This is a genomic window from Streptomyces sp. NPDC008137 (assembly GCF_042957035.1).
GTDB lineage: Bacteria > Actinomycetota > Actinomycetes > Streptomycetales > Streptomycetaceae > Streptomyces.
Genome location: NZ_JBIBHN010000005.1, coordinates 235,705 through 257,555, shown reverse-complemented (window position 1 = coordinate 257,555; position 21,851 = coordinate 235,705). Strand labels below are relative to the sequence as shown.

18 protein-coding genes are annotated in these 21,851 nt (G+C 70.1%); 10 read left to right on the top strand and 8 right to left on the bottom strand.

Annotation, left to right across the window (positions count from 1 at the left end):
- Positions 1-77 precede the first annotated feature (77 nt).
- From ACFZBT_RS11045 to ACFZBT_RS11030, 4 genes are all read left to right on the top strand, one after another.
- A complete protein-coding gene (locus tag ACFZBT_RS11045) occupies positions 78-2,621 on the top strand; it encodes an ATP-binding protein (protein ID WP_391101219.1) in 2,544 nt (847 codons plus the stop codon).
- The gene (locus ACFZBT_RS11040; protein WP_391101216.1) at positions 2,618-3,301 is read left to right on the top strand and encodes a response regulator; all 684 of its coding nucleotides are present in this window, start codon (positions 2,618-2,620) and stop codon (positions 3,299-3,301) included. Before ACFZBT_RS11045 ends, ACFZBT_RS11040 begins: the two co-directional genes overlap by 4 nt.
- Positions 3,302-3,373: 72 nt before the next feature.
- Positions 3,374-3,772 (top strand): OB-fold nucleic acid binding domain-containing protein, encoded by a 399-nt coding sequence (locus tag ACFZBT_RS11035; protein ID WP_391101214.1) that lies wholly within the window; start codon positions 3,374-3,376, stop codon positions 3,770-3,772.
- Positions 3,773-3,775: 3 nt separating this feature from the next.
- The gene (locus ACFZBT_RS11030; protein ID WP_391101211.1) at positions 3,776-4,504 is read left to right on the top strand and encodes a DUF3159 domain-containing protein; all 729 of its coding nucleotides are present in this window, start codon (positions 3,776-3,778) and stop codon (positions 4,502-4,504) included.
- A gap of 90 nt (positions 4,505-4,594) precedes the next feature.
- Here ACFZBT_RS11030 and ACFZBT_RS11025 read toward each other — a convergent pair whose 3' ends face one another.
- Positions 4,595-5,272, bottom strand: a complete 678-nt coding sequence (locus tag ACFZBT_RS11025; protein WP_215118080.1) for a TrkA family potassium uptake protein — start codon at positions 5,270-5,272, stop codon at positions 4,595-4,597.
- Positions 5,272-5,943: a TrkA family potassium uptake protein gene (locus ACFZBT_RS11020; protein WP_215118079.1), complete on the bottom strand. Its 672-nt coding sequence runs from the start codon at positions 5,941-5,943 to the stop codon at positions 5,272-5,274. The genes ACFZBT_RS11025 and ACFZBT_RS11020 overlap by 1 nt, the downstream gene beginning before the upstream one ends.
- A 281-nt stretch (positions 5,944-6,224) precedes the next feature.
- On the opposite strand from ACFZBT_RS11020, the gene ACFZBT_RS11015 reads away from it, so the two are divergent.
- The 3 genes from ACFZBT_RS11015 to ACFZBT_RS11005 all read left to right on the top strand — a co-directional run bounded on the left by ACFZBT_RS11015 (position 6,225) and on the right by ACFZBT_RS11005 (position 10,916).
- A complete protein-coding gene (locus ACFZBT_RS11015; protein WP_391101207.1) occupies positions 6,225-7,139 on the top strand; it encodes a PfkB family carbohydrate kinase in 915 nt (304 codons plus the stop codon).
- Between the two features lie 265 nt (positions 7,140-7,404).
- Entirely contained in the window at positions 7,405-9,456 is a 2,052-nt protein-coding gene (locus ACFZBT_RS11010) for an amino acid permease (protein ID WP_391101204.1), read from the top strand.
- 131 nt (positions 9,457-9,587) lie between these two features.
- Positions 9,588-10,916, top strand: coding sequence for a TRAM domain-containing protein (locus tag ACFZBT_RS11005; RefSeq protein WP_391101202.1), 1,329 nt, complete (start codon positions 9,588-9,590; stop codon positions 10,914-10,916).
- A 231-nt stretch (positions 10,917-11,147) separates the two neighbouring features.
- On the opposite strand, the gene ACFZBT_RS11000 is transcribed toward ACFZBT_RS11005, so the two are convergent.
- From ACFZBT_RS11000 to ACFZBT_RS10975, 6 genes are all read right to left on the bottom strand, one after another.
- Positions 11,148-12,887: a SpoIIE family protein phosphatase gene (locus ACFZBT_RS11000; RefSeq protein ID WP_391101199.1), complete on the bottom strand. Its 1,740-nt coding sequence runs from the start codon at positions 12,885-12,887 to the stop codon at positions 11,148-11,150.
- A gap of 634 nt (positions 12,888-13,521) precedes the next feature.
- Positions 13,522-13,944 carry a hypothetical protein gene (locus ACFZBT_RS10995; RefSeq protein ID WP_391101197.1) on the bottom strand — a complete coding sequence of 141 codons (423 nt, stop codon included), beginning with the start codon at positions 13,942-13,944 and terminating at the stop codon, positions 13,522-13,524.
- 635 nt (positions 13,945-14,579) lie between these two features.
- Positions 14,580-15,443: an alpha/beta fold hydrolase gene (locus ACFZBT_RS10990; protein ID WP_391101194.1), complete on the bottom strand. Its 864-nt coding sequence runs from the start codon at positions 15,441-15,443 to the stop codon at positions 14,580-14,582.
- A gap of 91 nt (positions 15,444-15,534) precedes the next feature.
- Positions 15,535-16,539 (bottom strand): zinc-binding dehydrogenase, encoded by a 1,005-nt coding sequence (locus tag ACFZBT_RS10985; RefSeq protein WP_391101192.1) that lies wholly within the window; start codon positions 16,537-16,539, stop codon positions 15,535-15,537.
- Between the two features lie 135 nt (positions 16,540-16,674).
- Positions 16,675-17,730, bottom strand: coding sequence for an aldo/keto reductase (locus ACFZBT_RS10980; protein ID WP_391101189.1), 1,056 nt, complete (start codon positions 17,728-17,730; stop codon positions 16,675-16,677).
- Between the two features lie 57 nt (positions 17,731-17,787).
- Positions 17,788-18,480: an SDR family oxidoreductase gene (locus ACFZBT_RS10975; protein WP_391101187.1), complete on the bottom strand. Its 693-nt coding sequence runs from the start codon at positions 18,478-18,480 to the stop codon at positions 17,788-17,790.
- A 113-nt stretch (positions 18,481-18,593) separates the two neighbouring features.
- On the opposite strand from ACFZBT_RS10975, the gene ACFZBT_RS10970 reads away from it, so the two are divergent.
- From ACFZBT_RS10970 to ACFZBT_RS10960, 3 genes are all read left to right on the top strand, one after another.
- Positions 18,594-19,166 carry a TetR family transcriptional regulator gene (locus tag ACFZBT_RS10970; RefSeq protein ID WP_391101184.1) on the top strand — a complete coding sequence of 191 codons (573 nt, stop codon included), beginning with the start codon at positions 18,594-18,596 and terminating at the stop codon, positions 19,164-19,166.
- Positions 19,167-19,603: 437 nt separating this feature from the next.
- Positions 19,604-20,488 carry a LysR substrate-binding domain-containing protein gene (locus tag ACFZBT_RS10965; RefSeq protein ID WP_391101182.1) on the top strand — a complete coding sequence of 295 codons (885 nt, stop codon included), beginning with the start codon at positions 19,604-19,606 and terminating at the stop codon, positions 20,486-20,488.
- A gap of 73 nt (positions 20,489-20,561) precedes the next feature.
- On the top strand, positions 20,562-21,617 hold the full coding sequence (locus ACFZBT_RS10960; protein ID WP_391101180.1) for a tartrate dehydrogenase: 1,056 nt from the start codon (positions 20,562-20,564) through the stop codon (positions 21,615-21,617).
- The last annotated feature ends 234 nt before the right edge of the window (positions 21,618-21,851 follow it).

Here is a 21,851-nt window from a genome sequence, read left to right as displayed (position 1 = left end):
GCCCGGCACCCATATGCCGCATTTGCTGGCCGTAAGGTCGACGCTGCGCAAGCAGCAGACCGGAAGACAATGAGGCCATGGCACGCGGCAAGTTTCGGATCTACCTCGGTGCGGCACCGGGCGTCGGCAAGACGTACGCGATGCTCTCCGAGGCGCATCGCCGTGTCGAACGGGGCACCGACTGTGTGGTGGCCTTCGTCGAGCACTACGACCGACCCCGCACCGAGGTGATGCTGCACGGCCTGGAGCAGGTGCCGCGCAGGCAGCTGGAGTACCGCGGCGGCGTCTTTCCCGAGATGGACCTCGACGCCGTCCTGCGGCGCGCCCCCGCGGTCGCCCTGGTCGACGAACTGGCCCACACGAACGTCCCCGGCTCCCGCAACGCCAAGCGCTGGCAGGACGTGGAGGAGCTGCTGGCGGCCGGTATCGACGTGATCTCGACCGTCAACATCCAGCACCTGGAGTCGCTCGGCGACGTCGTCGAGTCGATCACGGGGGTGCGGCAGCAGGAGACCGTGCCGGACGAGGTGGTGCGGCGTGCCGACCAGATCGAGCTGGTCGACATGTCGCCCGAGGCGCTGCGGCGGCGGATGGCGCACGGCAACATCTACAAGCCGGACAAGGTCGACGCGGCCCTCTCCAACTACTTCCGGCCCGGCAACCTGACCGCCCTGCGCGAGCTCGCGCTGCTGTGGGTGGCCGACCGGGTCGACGCCTACCTCACCCAGTACCGCAGCGAGCACCGGGTGTCGAGGATCTGGGGCTCGCGCGAACGGATCGTGGTCGGCCTGACCGGAGGCCCGGAGGGCCGGACGCTGATCCGCCGGGCGGCCCGGCTGGCCGAGAAGGGCGCCGGTGGCGAGGTGCTGGCCGTCTACATAGCCCGCAGCGACGGGCTGACCTCGGCCTCGCCCCAGGAACTGGCGATGCAGCGGACCCTCGCCGAGGACCTCGGCGGCACCTTCCACCACGTCGTGGGCGACGACATACCGGCCGCCCTGCTCGACTTCGCCCGCGGCGTGAACGCCACCCAGATCGTGCTGGGCTCCTCGCGCCGCAAGACCTGGCAGTACGTCTTCGGGCCCGGCGTCGGCGCGACGGTCGCCCGGGAGTCCGGGCCCGACCTCGACGTGCACATCGTCACCCACGACGAGGTCGCCAAGGGCCGCGGCCTTCCGGTGGCCCGGGACGCGCGCCTCGGGCGCTCCCGGCGGGTGTGGGGCTGGATCGTCGGAGTTGCGGGACCGCCGGCTCTGGCGGCGCTGCTCAGCGCCGTCGACCTCGGCCTCGCCAACGACATGCTGCTGTTCCTGGCGCTGACGGTCGCGGCGGCCCTGCTCGGCGGGCTGCTCCCCGCGCTGGCCTCGGCGGCGGTGGGGTCGCTGCTGCTGAACTACTTCTACACACCGCCGCTGCACCGGTGGACCATCTCCGACCCGAAGAACATCGTCGCCATCGTGATCTTCGTGGCCGTCGGTGTGGCGGTGGCCTCGGTGGTCGACCTCGCGGCCCGCCGCACCCACCAGGCGGCCAGGCTGCGGGCCGAGTCCGAGATCCTGTCCTTCCTCGCGGGCAACGTGCTGCGCGGCGAGACCGGCCTGGAGGACCTGCTGGAACGGGTCCGGGAGACCTTCGGCATGGAGTCGGCGGCCCTGCTGGAGCGGGCGAGCGATGTCGAGCCGTGGACCTGCGCGGGCCGCGTCGGGCAGGGGCATCCCGTGGAGCGGCCCGAGCAGGCGGACGTGGACATGCCGGTCGGCGACCACATGGCGCTGGCGCTGACCGGCCGCGTCCTGCCCGCCGAGGACCGCCGGGTGCTGGCCGCCTTCGCCGCCCAGGCCGCCGTCGTACTGGACCGCCGCCGGCTCCAGGAGGAGGCCGACCGGGCCCGCGCGCTCGCCGAGGGCAACCGCATCCGTACGGCGCTGCTGGCCGCCGTCAGCCACGATCTGCGCACCCCGCTCGCCGGGATCAAGGCCGCGGTGACCTCGCTGCGCTCCGAGGACGTCGAGTGGTCCGAGGAGGACCGGGCGGAGCTGCTGGAGGGCATCGAGGAGGGCGCCGACCGCCTCGACCACCTCGTCGGCAACCTGCTCGACATGTCCCGCCTCCAGACCGGCACGGTCACCCCGCTGATCCGCGAGATCGACCTCGACGAGGTCGTGCCCATGGCTCTCGGCGGTGTGCCGGACGGCAGCGTCGACCTGGACGTGCCGGAGACCCTGCCGATGGTCGCCGTGGACCCGGGGCTGCTGGAGCGGTCGATGGCCAACCTGGTCGAGAACGCCGTCAAGTACAGCCCGCCCGGCGGGTCCGTGCTGGTCGCCGCCAGCGCGCTCGCCGACCGGGTGGAGGTGCGGGTGGTCGACCGGGGGCCCGGCGTCCCCGACGAGGCCAAGGACCGCATATTCGAACCCTTCCAGCGCTACGGCGACGCCCCGCGCGGCGCCGGCGTGGGACTGGGGCTCGCGGTGGCGCGCGGCTTCGCCGAGGCCATGAGCGGCACCCTGAACGCCGAGGACACGCCTGGCGGCGGGCTCACCATGGTCCTCACCCTCCGCGCGGCGGGAACACGCCCGGAGCCGCCGCACGCGGCAGAACCCGAAAGGCAGGTCTCATGACCCGCGTCCTGGTGGTCGACGACGAGCCCCAGATCGTGCGCGCTCTCGTGATCAACCTCAAGGCACGCAAGTACGAGGTCGACGCGGCCCACGACGGCGCCGGAGCTCTGGAGCTGGCCGCGGCCCGCCACCCCGACGTGGTCGTCCTCGACCTGGGGCTGCCCGACATGGACGGCGTCGAGGTGATCAGGGGCCTGCGCGGCTGGACGCGGGTACCGATCCTGGTGCTCTCCGCCCGGCACTCCTCCGACGAGAAGGTGGAGGCGCTGGACGCGGGTGCCGACGACTACGTGACCAAGCCGTTCGGCATGGACGAGCTGCTGGCCCGGCTCCGGGCCGCGGTACGCCGGGCCGAGCCGGCCGGAGGAGGTGAGGACGACGTGATCGTGGAGACCGACGAGTTCACCGTCGACCTGGCCGCGAAGAAGGTCAACCGCGCGGGGAAGGACGTACGCCTGACGCCGACGGAGTGGCATCTGCTGGAGGTCCTGGTGCGCCACAGCGGCCGCCTGGTCGGGCAGAAGCAGCTGCTCCAGGAGGTGTGGGGGCCGTCGTACGGGACGGAGACGAACTATCTGCGCGTGTACATGGCACAACTGAGGCGGAAGCTGGAGGCGGACCCCTCGCATCCGAAGCACTTCATCACGGAGCCGGGGATGGGATACCGGTTCGAGAAGTAGCGCCTCCCTCAGCCACCGCCGCTCCTGCCCCAGGGCTGCGTGCCTGTCAGCGCGCCCCGGTACGCTCTAGTCATGAGTGCTGTTCCTCGTTCGCAGAAGCCGGCGGGCCGGTTCCGGCGCATACTCGACCGGCTCTCCTCGTCGCAGGAGGACCTGGAGTCCGAGGAACTGCGTGAGGACACCGAGACGGCGGGCTGTATCCGGATCGGAGACTGTCAGGACCGGCAGATGGTGACGGTTACTGGTACCTTGCGCACGGTCACCCTGCGGCCGCGCGCGGGAGTCCCGGCACTGGAGGCCGAGCTCTTCGACGGCTCCGCCGCGCTGGACGTGGTGTGGCTCGGCAGACGCTCCATCGTGGGCATAGAACCGGGGCGCAAGCTGATCGCGTCGGGCCGGATCTCGATGAGCCGGGGCCGCCGGGTGCTGTTCAACCCCAAGTACGAACTGAGACCCCTCGGACGGGAGTAGCCGGTGACGTCGCTCGACAAGCCGACCGAAGAGACATCTGCGGACGACAACCGGGCGGTGACCGAGGCCGCCCTGTTCGAGGCGTTCGGCGGCGTCCGGGGCATGGTCGAGACGGTGCTGCCCGGCCTGCTCTTCGTCAGCATCTACACGATCAACAAGGATCTGCATCTGTCGGCGATCGCGGCCCTGGCCGTGTCGCTGGTGCTGGTCGTGGTCCGGCTGGTGATGAAGGACACCGTCAAGCACGCCTTCAGCGGTGTCTTCGGTGTGGCCTTCGGTGTCGTCTTCGCGATGATGACCGGCAACGCCAAGGACTTCTACCTGCCCGGCATGCTCTACACGCTGGGCCTCGGACTCGCGTACATCATCACCACGCTGTGCGGTGTCCCGCTGATCGGGCTGATCCTCGGCCCGGTCTTCAAGGAGAACCTCTCCTGGCGCACGCGCAACCCCGGCCGTAAGAAGGCCTACGCCAAGGCCAGTTACGCGTGGGGTGCGATCCTGCTCGCCAAGTGCGCGATCCTCTTCCCGCTGTACTGGTGGGCCGACACCACGCAGCTGGGCTGGGTGCTGATCGCCCTGAAGATCCCGCCGTTCCTGCTGGCCGTGTGGCTGACCTGGGTGTTCCTGGCGAAGGCGCCCGCGCCGATCGATGTGTTCGCGGAGATGGAGGCGGAGGAGAAGGCCGCCGAGGAGAGGGAGCGGGAGGCTGCCGCTCGGTCCGCCGAGTAGTGCCCCGCGTTCGTGCCTGGAGAAGTGAGGCAAGAGACAGGGGCGTCCTGAGAACCCAGGACGCCCCTTCTGCATGCCCCGAAGGCCCGCTCAGCTCTTCGCGCTGTCCTTGCGCACCGACAGCAGGTCCTCCAGCTGCTCCTCACGCGCCTGCGCGGCCACGAAGAGGAGTTCGTCGCCCGCCTCCAGGGAGTCCTCCCGGGAGGGGGTCAGGACGCGGGTGCCGCGGATGATCGTGACCAGGGACGTGTCCTCGGGCCACTCCACGTCGCCGACCTGCGTGCCGGCCAGGGCCGACTCCTCCGGCAGGGTCAGCTCGACCAGGTTGGCGTCGCCGTGGCTGAAGCGGAGCAGGCGGACCAGGTCGCCCACGCTCACCGCCTCCTCGACCAGGGCGGACATCAGACGCGGGGTGGAGACGGCGACGTCCACGCCCCAGGACTCGTTGAAGAGCCACTCGTTCTTCGGGTTGTTCACCCGCGCGACCACCCGCGGAACGCCGTACTCCGTCTTCGCGAGGAGCGAGACGACCAGGTTCACCTTGTCGTCGCCGGTCGCGGCGATGACGACGTTGCAGCGCTGGAGCGCCGCCTCGTCCAGGGAGGTGATCTCGCAGGCGTCGGCGAGCAGCCACTCGGCCTGCGGGACGCGCTCGACCGAGATGGCCGTCGGCGCCTTGTCGATGAGCAGGACCTCGTGGCCGTTCTCGAGCAGTTCGCCCGCGATCGAGCGGCCGACCGCGCCGGCTCCGGCAATGGCGACCCTCATCAGTGACCGCCCTCCTCTTCGGGACCCTTGGCGAACGCCGCCTCGACCGTGTCGACCTCGTCGGTGCGCATCATCACGTGCACCAGGTCGCCCTCCTGCAACACCGTCTGCGAGGTGGGCAGGACCGCCTCGCCGAGCCTGGTCAGAAACGCCACGCGCACGCCGGTCTCCTCCTGGAGCCGGCTGATCTTGTGGCCGACCCAGGCGGTGGAGGCGTGCACCTCGGCGAGCTGGACACCGCCGGTGGGGTCGCGCCACAGCGGCTCGGCGCCGGACGGCAGCAGCCGGCGCAGCATCTGGTCCGCCGTCCAGCGGACGGTCGCGACGGTGGGGATGCCCAGGCGCTGGTAGACCTCGGCGCGGCGGGGGTCGTAGATGCGGGCGGCGACGTTCTCGATGCCGAACATCTCGCGGGCCACGCGGGCGGCGATGATGTTGGAGTTGTCACCGCTGGAGACGGCGGCGAAGGCGCCGGCCTCCTCGATGCCGGCCTCCCGCAGGGTGTCCTGGTCGAAGCCGACCCCGGTGACCCGGCGGCCGCCGAAGGAGGACCCCAGGCGGCGGAAGGCGGTGGGGTCCTGGTCGACCACGGCGACCGTGTGGCCCTGTTGCTCCAGGTTCTGGGCCAGGGCGGAGCCCACCCGCCCGCAACCCATGATGACAATATGCATCGCGTCACACCGCGCTTCCTGCAGGCCCTCTGACCTTCATGAATGTCGTGATCATGTCTCTCTTTCGGCTCGCCGGGCATCACATCGCGGCCTGCGTGCGGACCGCCGTGCAACATCATGCCGGTGGAGTCAGGCCATGATGCCCTGCGGGGGCGTGCCGCGTTCGACCGCCCGACTCCAACGTATCGGCAAAGTCGAGGGGGTTGCCGAGGGCCCCGCCCCGGCAGGAGCGGGCTGCGACCGGCGCCCGGGCGGCGGCCCTCGGCGGGGAGGAAGAGAACGTGAGCACCGAGATCGACGTCCTGGTCCTGGGCGGCGCCGGCGTGGACACCATCGTGCACGTGCCCGAACTGCCCGTGCCGCTCGCCGACAGCCACATGATCCGGCCCGGGATCGTGACGCGCGCGGGCCAGAGCGGAGACTTCGTCGCCGTCGGCACGAGCGCGCTGGGCCTGCGCACCCACCACCTCGACCTGCTGGGCGACGACCCCGAGGGCGACCTCGTCCGGGCCCTGCACCGCGACCGCGGCATCGCGCTCACCGCCGTCCACCAGCCGCTCGGCACCAAGCGGGCGGTCAACCTCGTCGGCCCGGACGGCAGGCGGCTCTCCCTCTACGACGCCACACGCTCGGCTGAGACGGACCGGCTGCCCGAGGCCACTCTGCGGGAGCTGGCCGCCGCCAGCCGGCACGCCCACGTGGTCATCACCCAGCCGTGCGGCCACGCGCTGCCCGCCCTGCGCGAGGCCGGCGTGACCGTTTCGACCGACCTGCACGACTGGGACGGGTCCAACCCGTACCACGAGACCTTCGCGCACCAGGCCGACCTGGTCTTCCTGTCCAGCGCGGCCCTGGCCGACCCGGAGCGCACCATGCGGCGGATCACCGAGCGGGGCCGGGCCCAGGTGGTCGTCGCCACCGCCGGGGCCGACGGGGCCTACCTGCTGGCCGACGGCGAGCTGACCCACGTATCCGCCGCGACACCCCCGGCGCCGGTGGTCGACTCCAACGGCGCCGGCGACGCCTTCGCCGCCGCGTTCCTCTACGCCTGGCTGAACGGTGAGCCGCCCCGCCGCTGCGCCCTGTACGGCACGGTGGCGGGGGCGTACGCCTGCACCGTGCCGTCGACCCGGGCCGACGGCATCGGGCGGGCGGAACTCCGCGCCCGGGTCACCGGCCTGGTCAGCGGCGGCTGATACTGCGCACACTCGCGAGAGTCAGGATTCCGAGGGCGATGACGGTGGCCGCGGCGCCGATCAGTTCTGCGGGCGTGTGCATGGGACCTCCGGGGTCGACAACGGCCGGGAAGCGGACGGAGCTTAGTCATATAGGCATGGGAACCGGGTGACCTGCGGAATCCGCAGCCGCAGCGGTCTCTGAATTCACTCGGAGAGCAGAGCGGAGGCCGATGAGGGGTGGCGGGTGGGCGAGCCCGCAATCGAACGCTTACGATCCTCTGTTGTGTCCAAACTGACCGACGTGCCCAAGCGGATCCTGATCGGGCGCGCACTGCGCAGCGACCGGCTGGGGGAGACCCTCCTGCCGAAGCGCATCGCACTCCCCGTCTTCGCCTCCGACCCGCTGTCCTCCGTGGCGTATGCGCCCGGGGAGGTGCTGCTGGTCCTGTCCATCGCGGGCGTGACGGCGTACCACTTCAGTCCGTGGATCGCCGTCGCGGTCGTCGTATTGATGTTCACCGTGGTGGCCTCGTACCGGCAGAACGTGCACGCCTACCCCAGCGGCGGCGGCGACTACGAGGTGGCCAACACCAACCTCGGCCCCAAGGCGGGCCTCACGGTCGCCAGCGCGCTGCTCGTCGACTACGTCCTCACCGTCGCGGTGTCGATCTCCTCCGGCATCGAGAACCTGGGCTCGGCGATCCCGTTCGTGGTCGAGCACAAGGTGCTCTGCGCGATCGGCGTGATCGTGCTGCTGACGCTGATGAACCTGCGCGGCGTGAAGGAGTCGGGCTCGCTGTTCGCGATTCCGACGTACGTCTTCGTCGCGGGCGTCTTCACCATGATCGCCTGGGGTGCCTTCCGCGGACTGGTCCTGGACGACACCATGCGGGCCCCGACGGCGGACTACGTCATCAAACCCGAGCACCAGGGGCTGGCGGGCTTCGCCCTGGTCTTCCTGCTGCTACGGGCCTTCTCCTCCGGCTGTGCCGCCCTCACCGGCGTCGAGGCGATCTCCAACGGCGTCCCGGCCTTCCGCAAGCCCAAGTCCAAGAACGCGGCGACCACCCTCGCGATGATGGGCCTGCTGGCCGTCACCATGTTCTGCGGCATCATCGCGCTGGCCGCCGCCACCGACGTCCGCATGGCCGAGAACCCGGCCAAGGACCTCATCCACAACGGCGTGCCCCTCGGCGCGGACTACGTCCAGAACCCGGTGATCTCCCAGGTCGCCGAGGCCGTCTTCGGCAAGGGCAGCTTCCTCTTCATCATCCTGGCCGCGGCCACCGCGCTGGTGCTGTTCCTCGCCGCGAACACCGCCTACAACGGCTTCCCGCTGCTCGGCTCGATCCTCGCCCAGGACCGCTACCTCCCGCGCCAGCTGCACACCCGCGGCGACCGCCTCGCCTTCTCCAACGGCATCGTGCTCCTCGCGGGCGCCGCCGGACTCCTGGTGGGGATCTACGGCGCCGACTCCACGCGCCTGATCCAGCTGTACATCGTCGGCGTGTTCGTGTCCTTCACGCTCAGCCAGACCGGCATGGTCCGGCACTGGAACCGCCACCTGGCCACCGAGAAGGACCAGGCCAAGCGCCGCCACATGATCCGCTCCCGCGCGATCAACGCCTTCGGCGCCTTCTTCACCGGCCTGGTGCTGGTCGTCGTCCTCGTCACCAAGTTCACGCACGGCGCGTGGGTCGCCCTGCTCGGCATGGTGATCTTCTACGCGACGATGACGGCCATCCGTAAGCACTACGACAGGGTCGCCGAGGAGATCGCCGCCCCCGAGGGACCGAGCGACGACAGCGTGCGGCCCTCCCGGATCCACTCCGTCGTCCTGATCTCCAAGATCCACCGCCCGACCCTGCGCGCCCTGGCCTACGCCAAGCTGATGCGCTCGGACAGCCTGGAGGCGCTGAGCGTCAACGTCGACCCGGCGGAGACCAAGGCGCTGCGGGCCGAGTGGGAGCGGCGCGGCATCGACGTACCGCTGAAGGTCCTGGACTCGCCCTACCGCGAGATCACGCGGCCGATCATCGAATACGTCAAGGGGCTGCGCAAGGAGTCGCCGCGCGACGCGGTGTCCGTGATCATCCCCGAGTACGTCGTCGGCCACTGGTACGAGCACCTGCTGCACAACCAGAGCGCGCTGCGTCTGAAGGGCCGGCTGCTCTTCACACCGGGCATCATGGTGACCTCGGTGCCGTACCAGCTCCAGTCCTCCGAGGCGGCCAAGAAGCGGGCCCGCAGGCAGCAGGACTGGAACGCGCCGGGGTCGGTGCGGCGGGGGCCGGCGCAGGTTCGGTCGAAGGAGTCCTCGGAGCCGAAGGGCTGAGGCAGGCCTTCGGGGGCCTTCGGGGCAGACGGCTTGTGATGCGGCCGGGCGCAGCCACGTAGACTGGTGGGCTGTTGTCCGGCCGTTTCCGTTCGGCCCATCCCCCTCACGTGTTTTGGAGTCACCCCGCCATGCAGGCAGAACCGAGGAAGTCGCTGGTGGGGGAGGAGCACGAGGTCGAGGTCGGCCCCGTCGCCCACGGCGGTCACTGCATCGCCCGTACGTCCGAGGGCCAGGTGCTGTTCGTACGGCACGCGCTGCCCGGTGAGCGGGTCGTGGCGCGGGTGACGGAGGGCGAGGAGGGCGCCCGTTTCCTGCGCGCGGACGCGGTGGACATCCTGGACGCCTCCAAGGACAGGATCGACGTGCCCTGCCCGTTCGCCGGCCCCGGCCGCTGCGGCGGCTGCGACTGGCAGCACGCCAAGCCGGGCGCGCAGCGGCGCCTGAAGGCCGACGTCATCGCCGAACAGCTCCAGCGGCTCGCCGGGCTCACACCGGAGGAGGCCGGCTGGGACGGCACCGTGGTGCCCGCCGAGGGCGACAAGCTGCCCGCGGGCCAGGTCCCCGCGTGGCGCACCCGAGTCCAGTACGCCGTCACCGCCGACGGCCGTGCGGGCCTGCGCCGGCACCGCTCCCACGAGGTCGAGCCGATCGACCACTGCATGATCGCCGCGGAGGGCGTCAGCGAGTTGGGTATCGAGAAGCGCGACTGGACCGGCATGGACTCCGTCGAGGCGATCGCGGCGACGGGCTCCCAGGACCGCCAGGTGGTCCTGACGCCGAAGCCGGGCGCGCGCCTGCCGCTGGTCGAACTGGACCGCCCCGTGTCCGTCCTGCGGGTGGACGAACGCTCCGGCGGCGTCCACCGTGTCCATGGCCGCCCCTTCGTCCGCGAGCGCGCGGACGGCCGGACCCACCGGGTCGGGGGCGGCGGCTTCTGGCAGGTCCACCCGAAGTCCGCCGACACTCTGGTGACGGCGGTCATGCAGGGCCTGCTGCCGCGCAAGGGCGACATGGCCCTCGACCTCTACTGCGGCGTCGGCCTCTTCGCGGGCGCCCTCGCCGACCGGGTCGGCGAGGGCGGGGCGGTCCTCGGCATCGAGTCCGGAAAGCGCGCGGTGGAGGACGCCCGGCACAATCTCGCCGAGTTCGACCGCGTGCGTATCGAACAGGGCAAGGTCGAGAGCGTGTTGCCGCGCACGGGCATCACGGAGGTCGACCTGATCGTCCTGGATCCGCCGCGGGCGGGGGCGGGGCGGAAGACGGTGGAGCATCTGTCGTCGCTGGGGGCGCGTCGGATCGCGTATGTGGCTTGCGATCCGGCGGCGTTGGCTCGGGACTTGGGGTATTTCCGGGATGGGGGATATCGGGTGCGGATGCTTCGGGCGTTTGATCTGTTTCCGATGACGTCGCACGTGGAGTGCGTGGCAATCTTGGAGCCTGCAGCAAAACGGCTCTGACTTGCTGTTTCTCTATATTGCTGAGGCTCGCCGGTAGTTCCTCCTTCGTCGGCAGGGCGACTTCCCAGGTGACGTCAAGGACCGCGTTCTGGCCCCGCTCACCGGCGGGGCAGTGCGGGGCCCGCGGCGCGCGACGTTCTCGCGGTGGAGAGAGGCGTTCGAAGCCTCAGCCCACCGGCTCAGGAGCTTCGACCGTATCCCGTTCCGCCCACTCGATCTGCCCGCGCCCGGTCAGGCGGGTCCTGCGGGAGGGGGTGTGCGCAGCGCGATCATGGCGACGTCGTCATCGTTGTCACTGGGGCGTACCTGGTCCAGCAGCAAGTCGCAGAAGGAGTCGAGGGGGCGGTGGGCGAGGGAGGCCGCGTGTCGGCGCAGCCGGTCAAGCCCGTGATCGATGGAGTGGTGAGGGGATTCGACCAGTCCGTCGGTGTAGAGCAGGAGCGTGGCCTGGGGTGGCAGGACCGTGACGGCGTCGGGGCGAGGGCTGGTGACTCCGGTGCCGAGGAGTATGCCGTGGGCGTCGTCGAGGTAGCGGGTCTGGCCGTCGTGGGTGATGAGCAGGGGCGGCGGGTGGCCGGCGTTCGTCCAGCGTAGGCGCCACAGTGTGTCGTCGCCGAGGGTGAGCCTGGCGAGGATCATGGTGGCCATGGGGACCTCGGCTATGTGCATCACTGCCTCGTCGAGCCGTGTGACGACGGCGCTGGGTGTGGCCTCGGGGTGGGACCAGGCGAAGGCGCGCAGCATGTTGCGGACCTGCGCCATACCTGCTGCGGCGTCGAGATCGTGTCCGACGACGTCGCCGATGGCCAGTGCGTGGGCGGGGGCAGCCAGAGCGAAGGCGTCGTACCAGTCACCGCCCACGGCGGAGGCGTCCGGAGCGGGTACGTAGCGCGCGGTCATCTCCAGTCCGGGCAGGACGGGAAGCTGGGGCAGCAGGTGCCGTTGCATGGTCTCGGCGACTTTCCGCTGGCGCTGATACAGGCGTGCGTTGTCCAGCGCCAGGCCCGCCCTGCGAGTGAGGTCCTCCAGCAGCGGCAGGTCGGCAGGGGTGAAGGCGTCATGACGCTCGGCGCGGCCCAGGGTCAGGGCGCCGAGTACGTCGCGCAGCCCGCGAATGGGTGCGATGACGGCGGAGTGCATACCTGTCGCGGTGAACAGGCGCTGCTGCTCGACCGCTATGCCGGAGTCGGGCGGACCATGGTACGTGGCGGGGCCGGCGAGGGAGGAGGCGGCGCCGCGCAGGGCCCGTGACAGGGGCATCGGCGACTCCGCCAGCACGGGAGGCATCGGTCCTTGCAGATCGTCCCGCTCGACGAGAATGCCGTCCTTGTGCTCCATCACGAGAACACGTCGTACTTCGTCCCGTTCGGTGAGCAGGTCGAACACTGCCCAGTCGGCGAGCCGGGGTACGGTCAGGGCCGCCAGCCGGTGCAGCGCCTCGTCGACGTCCAGGGTGGATGTGAGCTGCGTGGTCGTCTCCGCCAGCAGAGCCAGTCGGTCCAGTTCCGTCAGCGGCGCGGAATGCCCGCCGTCGCTGGGGCGAACGTCAGGCTGCTCCGGCGCGTACAGCATCGCCAGCGCACCTGTCCCGCCGGGACCGGGTGAGTAGGGCGTGACCAGCCAGGACAGCTGTACGAGAGTGCCGTCCCCGCGAGCGAACCACTCGGTGTCGCCATGCTTGGTGTCCCCCGTGAGGAGCGCCTTTCGTATCCGGCAGCGCGTGCGCGGCACCGGGTGCCCGTATCTGTCCCGGTGCAGCAGGTCGTGGAAGTCCTGACCGACGAGTTCCGAGGCTTCCCTGCCCAGCAGGCTTTGGGCCGCACTGTTGACCGCGATGATGACGCCATCGTCATCGACCGCGATGGCGGACACCCGCAGGTTTTCAAGCGTTCCGTCGAGCAGGGCGCCGGAATGCGCCTGATCCCCGGACAGGGGAACACTGCCCCTGCCGGGAAGGGCGACGTCGTCCATGTCCATCCTTTGTTCAAGGCCGAATCGACGCGAGTACCCCAACCGGAGTCCGGCATGCACCGAAGGCTCGTATTCTCTGCTGCGACTGTTCGAGCACATCCTGGTGCCGCAGGGGGAAGTCGTCCCTGAAGTCCCGAATGCCGGTCGCGAGGTGGTTTGACCTGCTGCCTCGTGGGACCTCTCGCGAGGTGACGGGCGCGCTGTCCCGGGTCCACGGGGGCGTACGAAACGATCTTCCTGACGCTCATTTGACACTGTCCGACGGAGCGTCAGGTGGCTGAGGCTGCTCCAGCGGGTGCGTGGGATGGGTCGTGTATCAGAGCGTCATCAACGTATGAGGCGCCGAGGTCGCGGTGAGCCCCCGGGATACGTCTCAGCGGAGCATTCGCACGCTTTCACGCGTCGGGGCAGCCGGTCTTCTCCTCGCCGAGACGACCTGCACCCGCTGCAGGGCATGGGCGCGATCCACCAGCCGCCTCCATGGCGGCGGCCCGTCGGCGTCAGCTGACGAGAGGGAGGCCGGCAGGTCCTGGTCGGCCGCCCAGGAGGGCAGGGACTGTGTCGCCGTAGGCGCGATGCCATCCTGTCGCCCTGCGGGGGACGCCACTGAAGGCCCGAGCCTTCCGAGGCCCCGTCAACTCGAAGCGTGCCCTCTGTGGAGTGTGTCGGTCGTGCGGTCGCCGACGCGGGGGGGGGAGAGAGAGAAGGGGGACCGCACGGTCTCGCGTCGTAGCGCGTGCGCGATGGCGCGCGCTTCGACGCCGGCCTGACGAAGGACACCCGTGAGGGGATTGGTGTATCCGGTGAAGTACAGGCGCGAGGCTTCGGGGCGGGTCTGTGCCCCTACGACGAGGGGTTGCCCCTCCTCGTTGAGTACACCCAGGGACCCGACCAGGTCGTGCAGGGCGGGCTGGTACCCGGTGGCGGCGATGACCGTGTCGGGTCGCAGCCGTGTGCCGTCGGCCAGCACCACGTCGGGCCCGTCGAACGCCTGGACGGCTGCGACCGGCTCGACCTGTCCGGACCGGACGGCGTCCACGAAAGCGTGGTCGAGCACAGGGTTGATTCCTTCGCGGGCACTGCGGGTGTACAGGCCCGTGCGGGCTGGGGCAGTCCCCGTGAGGTCAGGTCGGGCACCGCGAGGCGTTGTGTCAGCAGGGAGGTGCGGTCGCGCCACGTGTATTGATCACGAACGTTGTTGACGCTGGCGGGTCTTGAAGGGATCGGCCGCTGGCGCAGTGAAGGCGAGGCCGAGCCTGTCGACCGTTCCAGCAGGCGGCACAGGAGGTGTGCCCTCGAAAGTGCATGCCGACTCCGGTCTCCCGTTACACGCGTTCAGCGTGCTGCGATTTCCGGTGATGAGCCGACAGTTCGTGATGCCGGTCTGTCGTGGAGTCACCTGTGCTCGCGCCCCGTTGGTGTGACCAGTTCGCTGCAGGGGGTGGGGAGTCGCATGGCCGATGAGATCAAGTACGAGTGCAAAGCCGTGCAGACGGTTCGCGGTCTGGTGATCTCGAAGATGCGGAAGGACGGACGGGCTGCTCGCAGTGGGCTGGCTGCTGAGGGCCGGCATCGGCACCGGTCCCGCGGTGTACGTCCAAGTTGGCGGCTGCCGCATGGCGGGAAAGCGGTGCCGCAGCGTGCCCCGGGGCGCCACGCTGGGGCGGGGCCCTGGACCTGCCAGGCGGCTGGCTACGGTTCCAGGAATTCAAGCGCCCGCGGGACGAATCTGGCGTGGTGCTGGAAGATCCCGCCGTGCCCGGCGTCGGGGTAGAGGGGTTCGAGTTCGCCTTGGGGCAGCCGGGCCGCCAGGTCGACCGAGTTGACGCTCGGGACCATGCGATCGCTCTCACCGTTGGTCACCAGGGCCGGTTGATGGACACGCGCCAGATCGGCCCGTGCCTGGCGGCCCCAGTGGTGGATGGCCTTCAGCTGGGCGCGGAACGATGAGAGCGAGATGGCTCTGTCGCGGTCGTCCGTGCGTTCCTTCAGCCGGTCCAGGAAGGCGTGGGCCGCCCGTCGGCCGCCTGCGGTGTCGGTGAAGAAGAGGTACTGCTTCGGGTCTTTGCGGGTCAGGACGGCCTTGACGGTGTCCTTGATGGTGAGGCTTGTGACCTTGTCGATGCCGGGGCCTCCGGCGGGTCCCGTGCCCGCGAGGATGAGCTTGCGAACAAGATCGGGCTCTTCTGCCGCGATGACCTGGGCGATGAAGCCGCCCATCGACAGGCCGAGCAGGTCGACCCCGTCGTACCCGAGGGCCTGGATGAACAGCACGGTGTCGCGGGCCATCGCCTCGATCGTGTCGGGTGTGGAGCCGCCGGACGCGCCGACGCCGCGGTTGTCGAAGGTGACCACGGGTCGTCGGGCGGCGAGTCCGTCGACGACGCGGGGATCCCAGTCGTCCAGGACTGCGGACAGGTGGTTGAGGAGGATCAGTGGGACGCCGTCGTCCGGGCCGAGTCGCCGGTAGACGAAGGGCACGCCACGCACGGACACGGAGCGGTTCGGCGTCTTCTCGTACGACATCGGGGCGGGGGAACTGGACGGTGTGCTCATGACCGGGTCCTGGGTGGTGTGGTGGGGGAGTGGGATGTGCAGGGTCTTGTTGTTGTCGGAGGTGGCCGGAGCCTGGGACTCGTGCCCGCCCTCACGTCATGGCGACGACGACTTTGCCGGCCTTTACCCGTCCCTTCTCGACGATTTCCATGGCCTGGAGGGTTTCTTCGAACGGGAAGACGCGGTCGATGACGGGGCGGATCTTCCCGGTGTCGATGAGGGGGTTGAGTTCGCGCAGTTGGTCGCCGCTGGCCTGCATGAACAGGAACGAGTACGTCACACCTTGGCGCCTGGCGTCGCGCCGGATTCTGAAGCTGAGGGCGGTCATGGCCAGGCGGAGGATCGGATTCGCGCCCAGTTCGCGGGCGAAGGCCGGGTCGGGCGGCCCCGCGACGCTGATGACTGTGCCGCCGGGCTTGAGAACGCGAAGGGACTTGGCGAGGTTCTCGCCGCCGAGGCTGTCGAGCACGACGTCATAGCCGTCGAGGACCTCTTCGAAGTCCTGGGTGCGGTAGTCGACGACGACGTCCGCACCGAGGTCCTTGGCCAATTCGGCCTTGGCGGTGCTCACGGTGGTGGCCACGTGCGCGCCCAGCGCCTTGGCCAGCTGGACGGCGATGGAGCCGAGGCCGCCGGCGCCCGCGTGGATGAGGACCTTCTGGCCCGGCTGCACGCGTGCCCGCTCGACCAGTGCCTGCCATGCGGTCAGGGCGACCAGGGGAAGGGAGGCGGCCTCGGCCATGGTGAGGGTGGCCGGTTTGGGTGCCAGGTCGTCCTGGTGGACGGCGATGAGTTCGGCGAAGGTGCCGATGCGGTCCTTGTCGGGCCGGGCGTAGACCTCGTCGCCCACCGCGAAGCGGGTGACGGACGGGCCGACCCGGACGACCGTCCCCGCGAGGTCGTTGCCCAGGACGAGCGGGAGACGGTAGGGCATGAACGCCTTGAAGTCTCCGTTGCGGATCCTGAAGTCCAGCGGGTTGACGCTCGCCGCGTGGATCTTGACCAGGACGTCGTCGGCACGTACCTGGGGGTCGGGTATGTCGGCGGCGCGCATCCCGGCTTGGTCGCCGTATCTCTCGACCGTGAAGGCCTTCATCGTCAATCTCCGTTCCGTTTCCCGTCGGTGAAGGTCGGAGTCTCCGTTTGCCCCGGGCTTTTCCCAGTGCAAGGTGGTTCGTGTCGTTTCTCTGGCCGCCCGCGGGCGCACCGCGTCCTCAGCCGCGTTCACCCATCAGGCCACCGGCACGACCGGAGCGGTGAGGCGGTCGGCGGCGCCTCCCTGGAGGCGGTCCCGGGAGGTGGCGATCCCCTCGTGGGGCGTACCGAGCGGCACCGCGCTGACCTCGGCCAGGCGGATGTACTGCTCATCGGTCAGTTGGACGTCGAGGGCGCCGAGGTAGCTGTCGAGCTGGGAGAGATTGCGCGGGCCGATGATCGGGACGAGCGTGGCCACGGAACGGGCGGCGCGCTCGCGCACCCAGGCCACCGCCACCTGGGCGGGCGTCGTGCCGGTCTCCTCGGCGATCGCCAGAACGGTGTCGACGACGGCACTCTTCTGGCCCGTGTTCTCGGTGTGGATGACCATGCCCAGGTCGCTCAGGCGCCCCTGGGCGGAGCTGCGATATTTGCCGGTGAGCAGTCCGCCGCCGAGCGGGGACCACAGGGCGGCGCCGAGCCCGAGGCTCTCGGCCATGGGCAGGAGCTCACGGTCGGCGGTGCGCTCGACGAGGCTGTACTCGTGCTGGATGCCCACGATCGGGGCCCAGTTCTTCAGGTCCGCGAGGGTCACCGCGCGCGAGACGCGCCAGGCGGGGAAGTTGGACAGCGCGGCGTGGTGGATCTTGCCGGCGCTCACCAGGTCGTCGAGTCCGCGCAGGAGTTCCTCCATCGGCGTGAGCTCGTCGGGGAAGTGCACCCACAGCAGGTCGATGTAGTCGGTGCTCAGGCGCTTCAGGCTGGCCTCGACCGAGGCGACCATGTTCTTGCGGCTGTTGCCGGTCCTGGAGATGTCCGGCTGCGGGGCGGCGCCGAGGGCGAACTTCGTGGCCAGGACGAAGTGGTCGCGGTCGGCGGTGATCAGCTTTCCGGTCAGTTCCTCCGACTCGCCGAACTGGTAGGTGTCCGCGCTGTCGAGGAAGGTGCCGCCGGCCTCGGCGAACCGGTCGAAGATCCGGCGTGCCTCGTCCGGCTCGGCGCCTGCGCCCCAGCCGGTGCCGAAGTTCGCGGTGCCGAGCGCGTACTCGGAGATGCGCAGTCCGGTCCGGTGGCCGAAGGTCGTGTAACGCATGAGATGTCCTTGCACGAAGGGGGGTGAGGTGGTCGCGCCGGGGCGGAGGGGTGAGTGTCAGTCCGCGTTCGGCTGGGGTGCCGCGGACAGGCTCTGCTTGACGTACCGGCTGGTCTCGTCGGCGAGGATCTCGGGCATGCCGGTCTCGATGCCGTACAGGGCCTGCGCCGCGACGTCGGCGGCGGAGACCTTCTGATCGGCCGGCACAGCGGCGGCCATGTCGGTGTCCATGTACCCGACGTGCAGCGCCGAGACGGCGATGCCGCGGGGTGCCAGCTCGTCGCGGGTGGCATCGGTCAGCGCCCACGCGGCGGCCTTGGACGCGGCGTAGGAGCCGAGTCCTGCCGGGTGGAACCAGGACAGGGCGGACAGGACGTTGAGTACGGCGCCGCCGCCGTTGCCCTCGATGACGGGTGCGAAGGATCGCATCGCGGCGAGCGGGCCGAAGAAGTTGGTCTCCATCTCCCGGCGCACCTCAGCCACGTCACCTCCGATCAGCGACGCGCCGGTGGAGATGCCCGCGTTGTTGATCAGCAGCGTCGCGTCGGACGCCACGCGCGCGGCCTCTCGTATCGACGCCTCGTCCGTGAGGTCCAGCCGCAGCGGGATGACGCCCGGCACGTCGACCGTCTCGGGGTGTCGGGCCGCGCCGTACACCTTCGCGCCGTGCTCGACGAGCTGGGCGGCCAGGTGCCGCCCGAAGCCCCGGTTGGCGCCGGTGACTACCGCGACCGCGTTCTTCAGTTCCATGCTCGCTCCTGGTCATGGCGGGTGCCGTCGGCCCCCGCACCAATTAGATTATGAGCGCAATCTAAACACGGCTCTATGATAGATGCCAGTCGACATCCAAATGAGAGGTGGCCATGGGCCGCGTATCGCAGGCGCAGGCGGAGGAGAATCGCAGGCGGGTGGTGGGCACCGCGTCCCGGCTGTTCCGCGAGCAGGGCATGCAGGTCAGCGTCGCCGACCTGATGAAGGAGGCAGGTCTGACTCACGGCGCCTTCTACAAGCAGTTCGCCTCCAAGGAGGCGCTTGTCGACGAGGCCACCGCCCACGCCTTCGCCGAGCTCGCCCGACGCTACAGCGCCGGGCTGGAGCGGTGCGACGGGCAGCGCGCCGCCGCCCAGCAGGCGCTGATCGACGCCTACCTCTCCGTCGAGCACCGCGACGACCCGGCGGACGGCTGCCCGGTCGCCGCGCTCGCCACCGACATCGCGCGCGAGGGCGGGGGGAGGGAGGCCCGTCGCGTCTACGCCGAGGGGGTGGCCGACTTCGCCGATTTCCTGGCCGGTGACGACCAGGACGGCATCGTCCGGCTCTGCACCCTGTTCGGTGCGCTGGTCCTGTCCCGGGCCACCAAGGGCTCCCCGCTCTCCGGAGAGATCCTCGCCGCCGCGCACGCGGCCTTGACCACGCAGGCTGATCAAGGGCAGTAGGCAGACCGTCTGCCTCGGCGGTCGGCTTGGGAGGACTTCGATCGCGAACGGCAGCCGAAGTGGTCCGGGGCGGAGTGTGCGAACGACGTTGTCAGGGGGGTGTGACGCTCATCTGACGCTCCGGCCCGGCGAAGGCCGTTCCGGCATCGGAGGAAGGTCCTCTCACCTGCGGTTTTCACCATCTGGGGAATCGGGACATGGCGCGGATCGATCGCCAGCCGGCCGTGACGTCCCGGTACCGGGGGGCCACGGGGCGGGCAGGGGCCTGCGCGCGCCTCAGCCGGCCGTTGAGCGCCTCTGTCAGCTGTGACCGCGTTTCGGTGACGACTACGGTCAGTGCAACGGTGGTCCGTCCTTCGTCGAGGCTGTCCTTCACGCAACCATGGTCGGGTCCCATCGAGTCGTCGGCTGATTTGTTGAGGGGCAGAGGACGCGAAATGGATGTTCGGCAGCTGGAGTACTTCCTGGCGATCGTTGATCGTGGGGGTTTCAACCGCGCGGCCTCCGCTCTGTATGTGTCGCAGCCGTCGCTGTCTCAGGCCGTGCGGGCGCTGGAGCGTGATCTGGGTTCCGAGCTGTTCCACCGCATCGGGCGCAGGGCGGTCCTGACGGAGGCCGGAAGAGCCTTGATCGAGCCTGCCCGGGAGGCCGTGCGGAGTCTGGAGACGGCGCGGGCGAGTGTGGCGGCGGTGCATGAGCTGCGTGAGGGGCGCCTGGATGTGGCATCGATGCCGTCGCAGGCGGTGGAGCCGCTGACGAGTCTGGTGAGTGCCTTCAGCCACCGGTATCCGGGCGTCTCCGTGGCGATCAAAGCGGCGTTCACCTCGCGTGATGTGATCGACATGGTGCGCACGGGTGCCGTGGAGCTGGGGCTTTTGGCGTCTGCCGGTCCCCTCTCCGACAAGGAGGTCGTCTCCCATGCGCTGGGGCGGCAGCGCTTTGTGCTGATGGTGCCGGCCGACGGCCCGTTCGCCGGCCGGACGGCGGTGGAGTGCCGGGAGCTCGCGGGACAGCGGCTGATCGTCGGGCAGCCGGGTACGGGGATGCGCGCCTATGTCGACGCGCTGCGGGATCAGGGCATCGAGTTCGCCGTCGCAGCAGAGACCGAGCACCGTGTGTCGCTCATGCCTCTGGTACTGGCCGGGGTCGGGCTCGCGGTGGTGACGGATTCCTGGCGGGACGTCGCCCGGCGGCTGGGCGCCCGCGTCCTGGACATCGAGCCGGAGACCACCTTGGACATCGCCCTCGTCAGCCGCCGCGGCAGCCTGTCGCCGGCCGCCGCCGCGTTCGTGACGGCGGCCACGTCGGCCGCCGACGGCTGATAGGGACTGCTTATGAGGCAGATCCGCTTTGCGTCTTGGACGCCCCGCGGACCGCCTTGCTGCAATCGACGGCATGACGAACCACCGCATTGCCCTGATCCCCGGCGACGGCATCGGCGCCGAGGTACTGCCCCCAGCACAGCAGGTGCTCGATGTTCTAGGCCGCCGCCACGGCTTCAGCCTGTCCTACACGTCGTACGACTGGTCGTGCGAGCGGTACCTGCGGGAGGGCGCCATGATGCCCGCCGACGGGCTCGATCAGCTGCGCGACAAGGACGCCATCCTGCTGGGCGCCGTGGGATATCCGGGGGTGCCCGACCATGTCTCGCTGTGGGGGCTGCTGATCCCGATCCGGCGCAGCTTCCGCCAGTACGTCAACCTCCGGCCCGTCCGTGTTTTCGAAGGCATCGACAGTCCGGTGCGCGGCGCACGGCCGGGCGAGGTCGACATCGTCGTCGTGCGGGAGAACGCCGAGGGCGAGTACAGCGAGATCGGCGGACGGCTGAACCAGGGCACGTCCGAGGAACTGGCCGTCCAGGAGGCGGTGTTCACCCGGGCCGGGGTCACCCGTGTCGCCGACTACGCGTTCTCGCTCGCCGCCCGCCGCCGGGGGAAGGTCACCTCCGCCACCAAGTCCAACGGCATCATCCACACCATGCCGTTCTGGGACGAGCTGATCGCCGAGCGGGCCGCCGAGCACCCCGGCGTCGCCTGGGACCAGGAGCACATCGACGCGCTGGCGGCCAAGTTCGTCCTCGACCCCGCACGCTTCGACGTCGTCGTCGCCTCCAACCTCTTCGGTGACATCCTCAGCGACCTCGCGGCCGCGGTCGCCGGATCCATCGGCATCGCCCCGGCGGCCAACCTCAACCCCGAGCGGGACTTCCCCTCGATGTTCGAGCCGGTGCACGGCTCCGCGCCCGACATCGCGGGCCAGGGCATCGCCAACCCGCTGGGTGCGATCTGGTCCGCGGCCATGATGCTCGACCACCTCGGCCATCCCGCCGCGGCCAGGGACGTCACGGACGCGATCGTTTCGGTCCTGGCCAAGACCGATACCCGCACCCGCGACCTGGGCGGAACCGCGACCACCGCCGAGTTCACCGACATGCTGATCGAGCTGCTCTGAGCCGTTTCCCTCTCGGCGGGCGGGAGGGACGGCGCCGCCCACCACTCACCCGCCCTGGCGTCTACCGAGCCGACGACCGTCACTGGGAGTCAGAGGCAGGCTCTGAGCGGCGTCCGAAGCCCGCGACGGTGATCCGGATCAAGGACGGGAACTTACGCGTTCGCGTCGCGGAGCGTGCGCAGGATGCGCTCGAGGTGGCGGCGGTCCTCGGCTGAGAGTGGTCCGGCGAGGTGG

Excerpts from the sequence above, each read along its gene's own strand:
- ACFZBT_RS10970 (WP_391101184.1), top strand. The coding sequence starts at position 18,594 with ATGGGCCGCGTATCGCAGGCGCAGGCGGAGGAGAATCGCAGGCGGGTG.
- ACFZBT_RS11045 (WP_391101219.1), top strand. The coding sequence starts at position 78 with ATGGCACGCGGCAAGTTTCGGATCTACCTCGGTGCGGCACCGGGCGTC.
- ACFZBT_RS10980 (WP_391101189.1), bottom strand. The coding sequence starts at position 17,730 with ATGCGTTACACGACCTTCGGCCACCGGACCGGACTGCGCATCTCCGAG.
- ACFZBT_RS11000 (WP_391101199.1), bottom strand. The coding sequence starts at position 12,887 with ATGGACGACGTCGCCCTTCCCGGCAGGGGCAGTGTTCCCCTGTCCGGG.
- ACFZBT_RS11035 (WP_391101214.1), top strand. The coding sequence starts at position 3,374 with ATGAGTGCTGTTCCTCGTTCGCAGAAGCCGGCGGGCCGGTTCCGGCGC.
- ACFZBT_RS11020 (WP_215118079.1), bottom strand. The coding sequence starts at position 5,943 with ATGCATATTGTCATCATGGGTTGCGGGCGGGTGGGCTCCGCCCTGGCC.
- ACFZBT_RS10975 (WP_391101187.1), bottom strand. The coding sequence starts at position 18,480 with ATGGAACTGAAGAACGCGGTCGCGGTAGTCACCGGCGCCAACCGGGGC.
- ACFZBT_RS10990 (WP_391101194.1), bottom strand. The coding sequence starts at position 15,443 with ATGAGCACACCGTCCAGTTCCCCCGCCCCGATGTCGTACGAGAAGACG.
- ACFZBT_RS10960 (WP_391101180.1), top strand. The coding sequence starts at position 20,562 with ATGACGAACCACCGCATTGCCCTGATCCCCGGCGACGGCATCGGCGCC.
- ACFZBT_RS11040 (WP_391101216.1), top strand. The coding sequence starts at position 2,618 with ATGACCCGCGTCCTGGTGGTCGACGACGAGCCCCAGATCGTGCGCGCT.
- ACFZBT_RS11005 (WP_391101202.1), top strand. The coding sequence starts at position 9,588 with ATGCAGGCAGAACCGAGGAAGTCGCTGGTGGGGGAGGAGCACGAGGTC.
- ACFZBT_RS10985 (WP_391101192.1), bottom strand. The coding sequence starts at position 16,539 with ATGAAGGCCTTCACGGTCGAGAGATACGGCGACCAAGCCGGGATGCGC.
- ACFZBT_RS11025 (WP_215118080.1), bottom strand. The coding sequence starts at position 5,272 with ATGAGGGTCGCCATTGCCGGAGCCGGCGCGGTCGGCCGCTCGATCGCG.
- ACFZBT_RS10965 (WP_391101182.1), top strand. The coding sequence starts at position 19,604 with ATGGATGTTCGGCAGCTGGAGTACTTCCTGGCGATCGTTGATCGTGGG.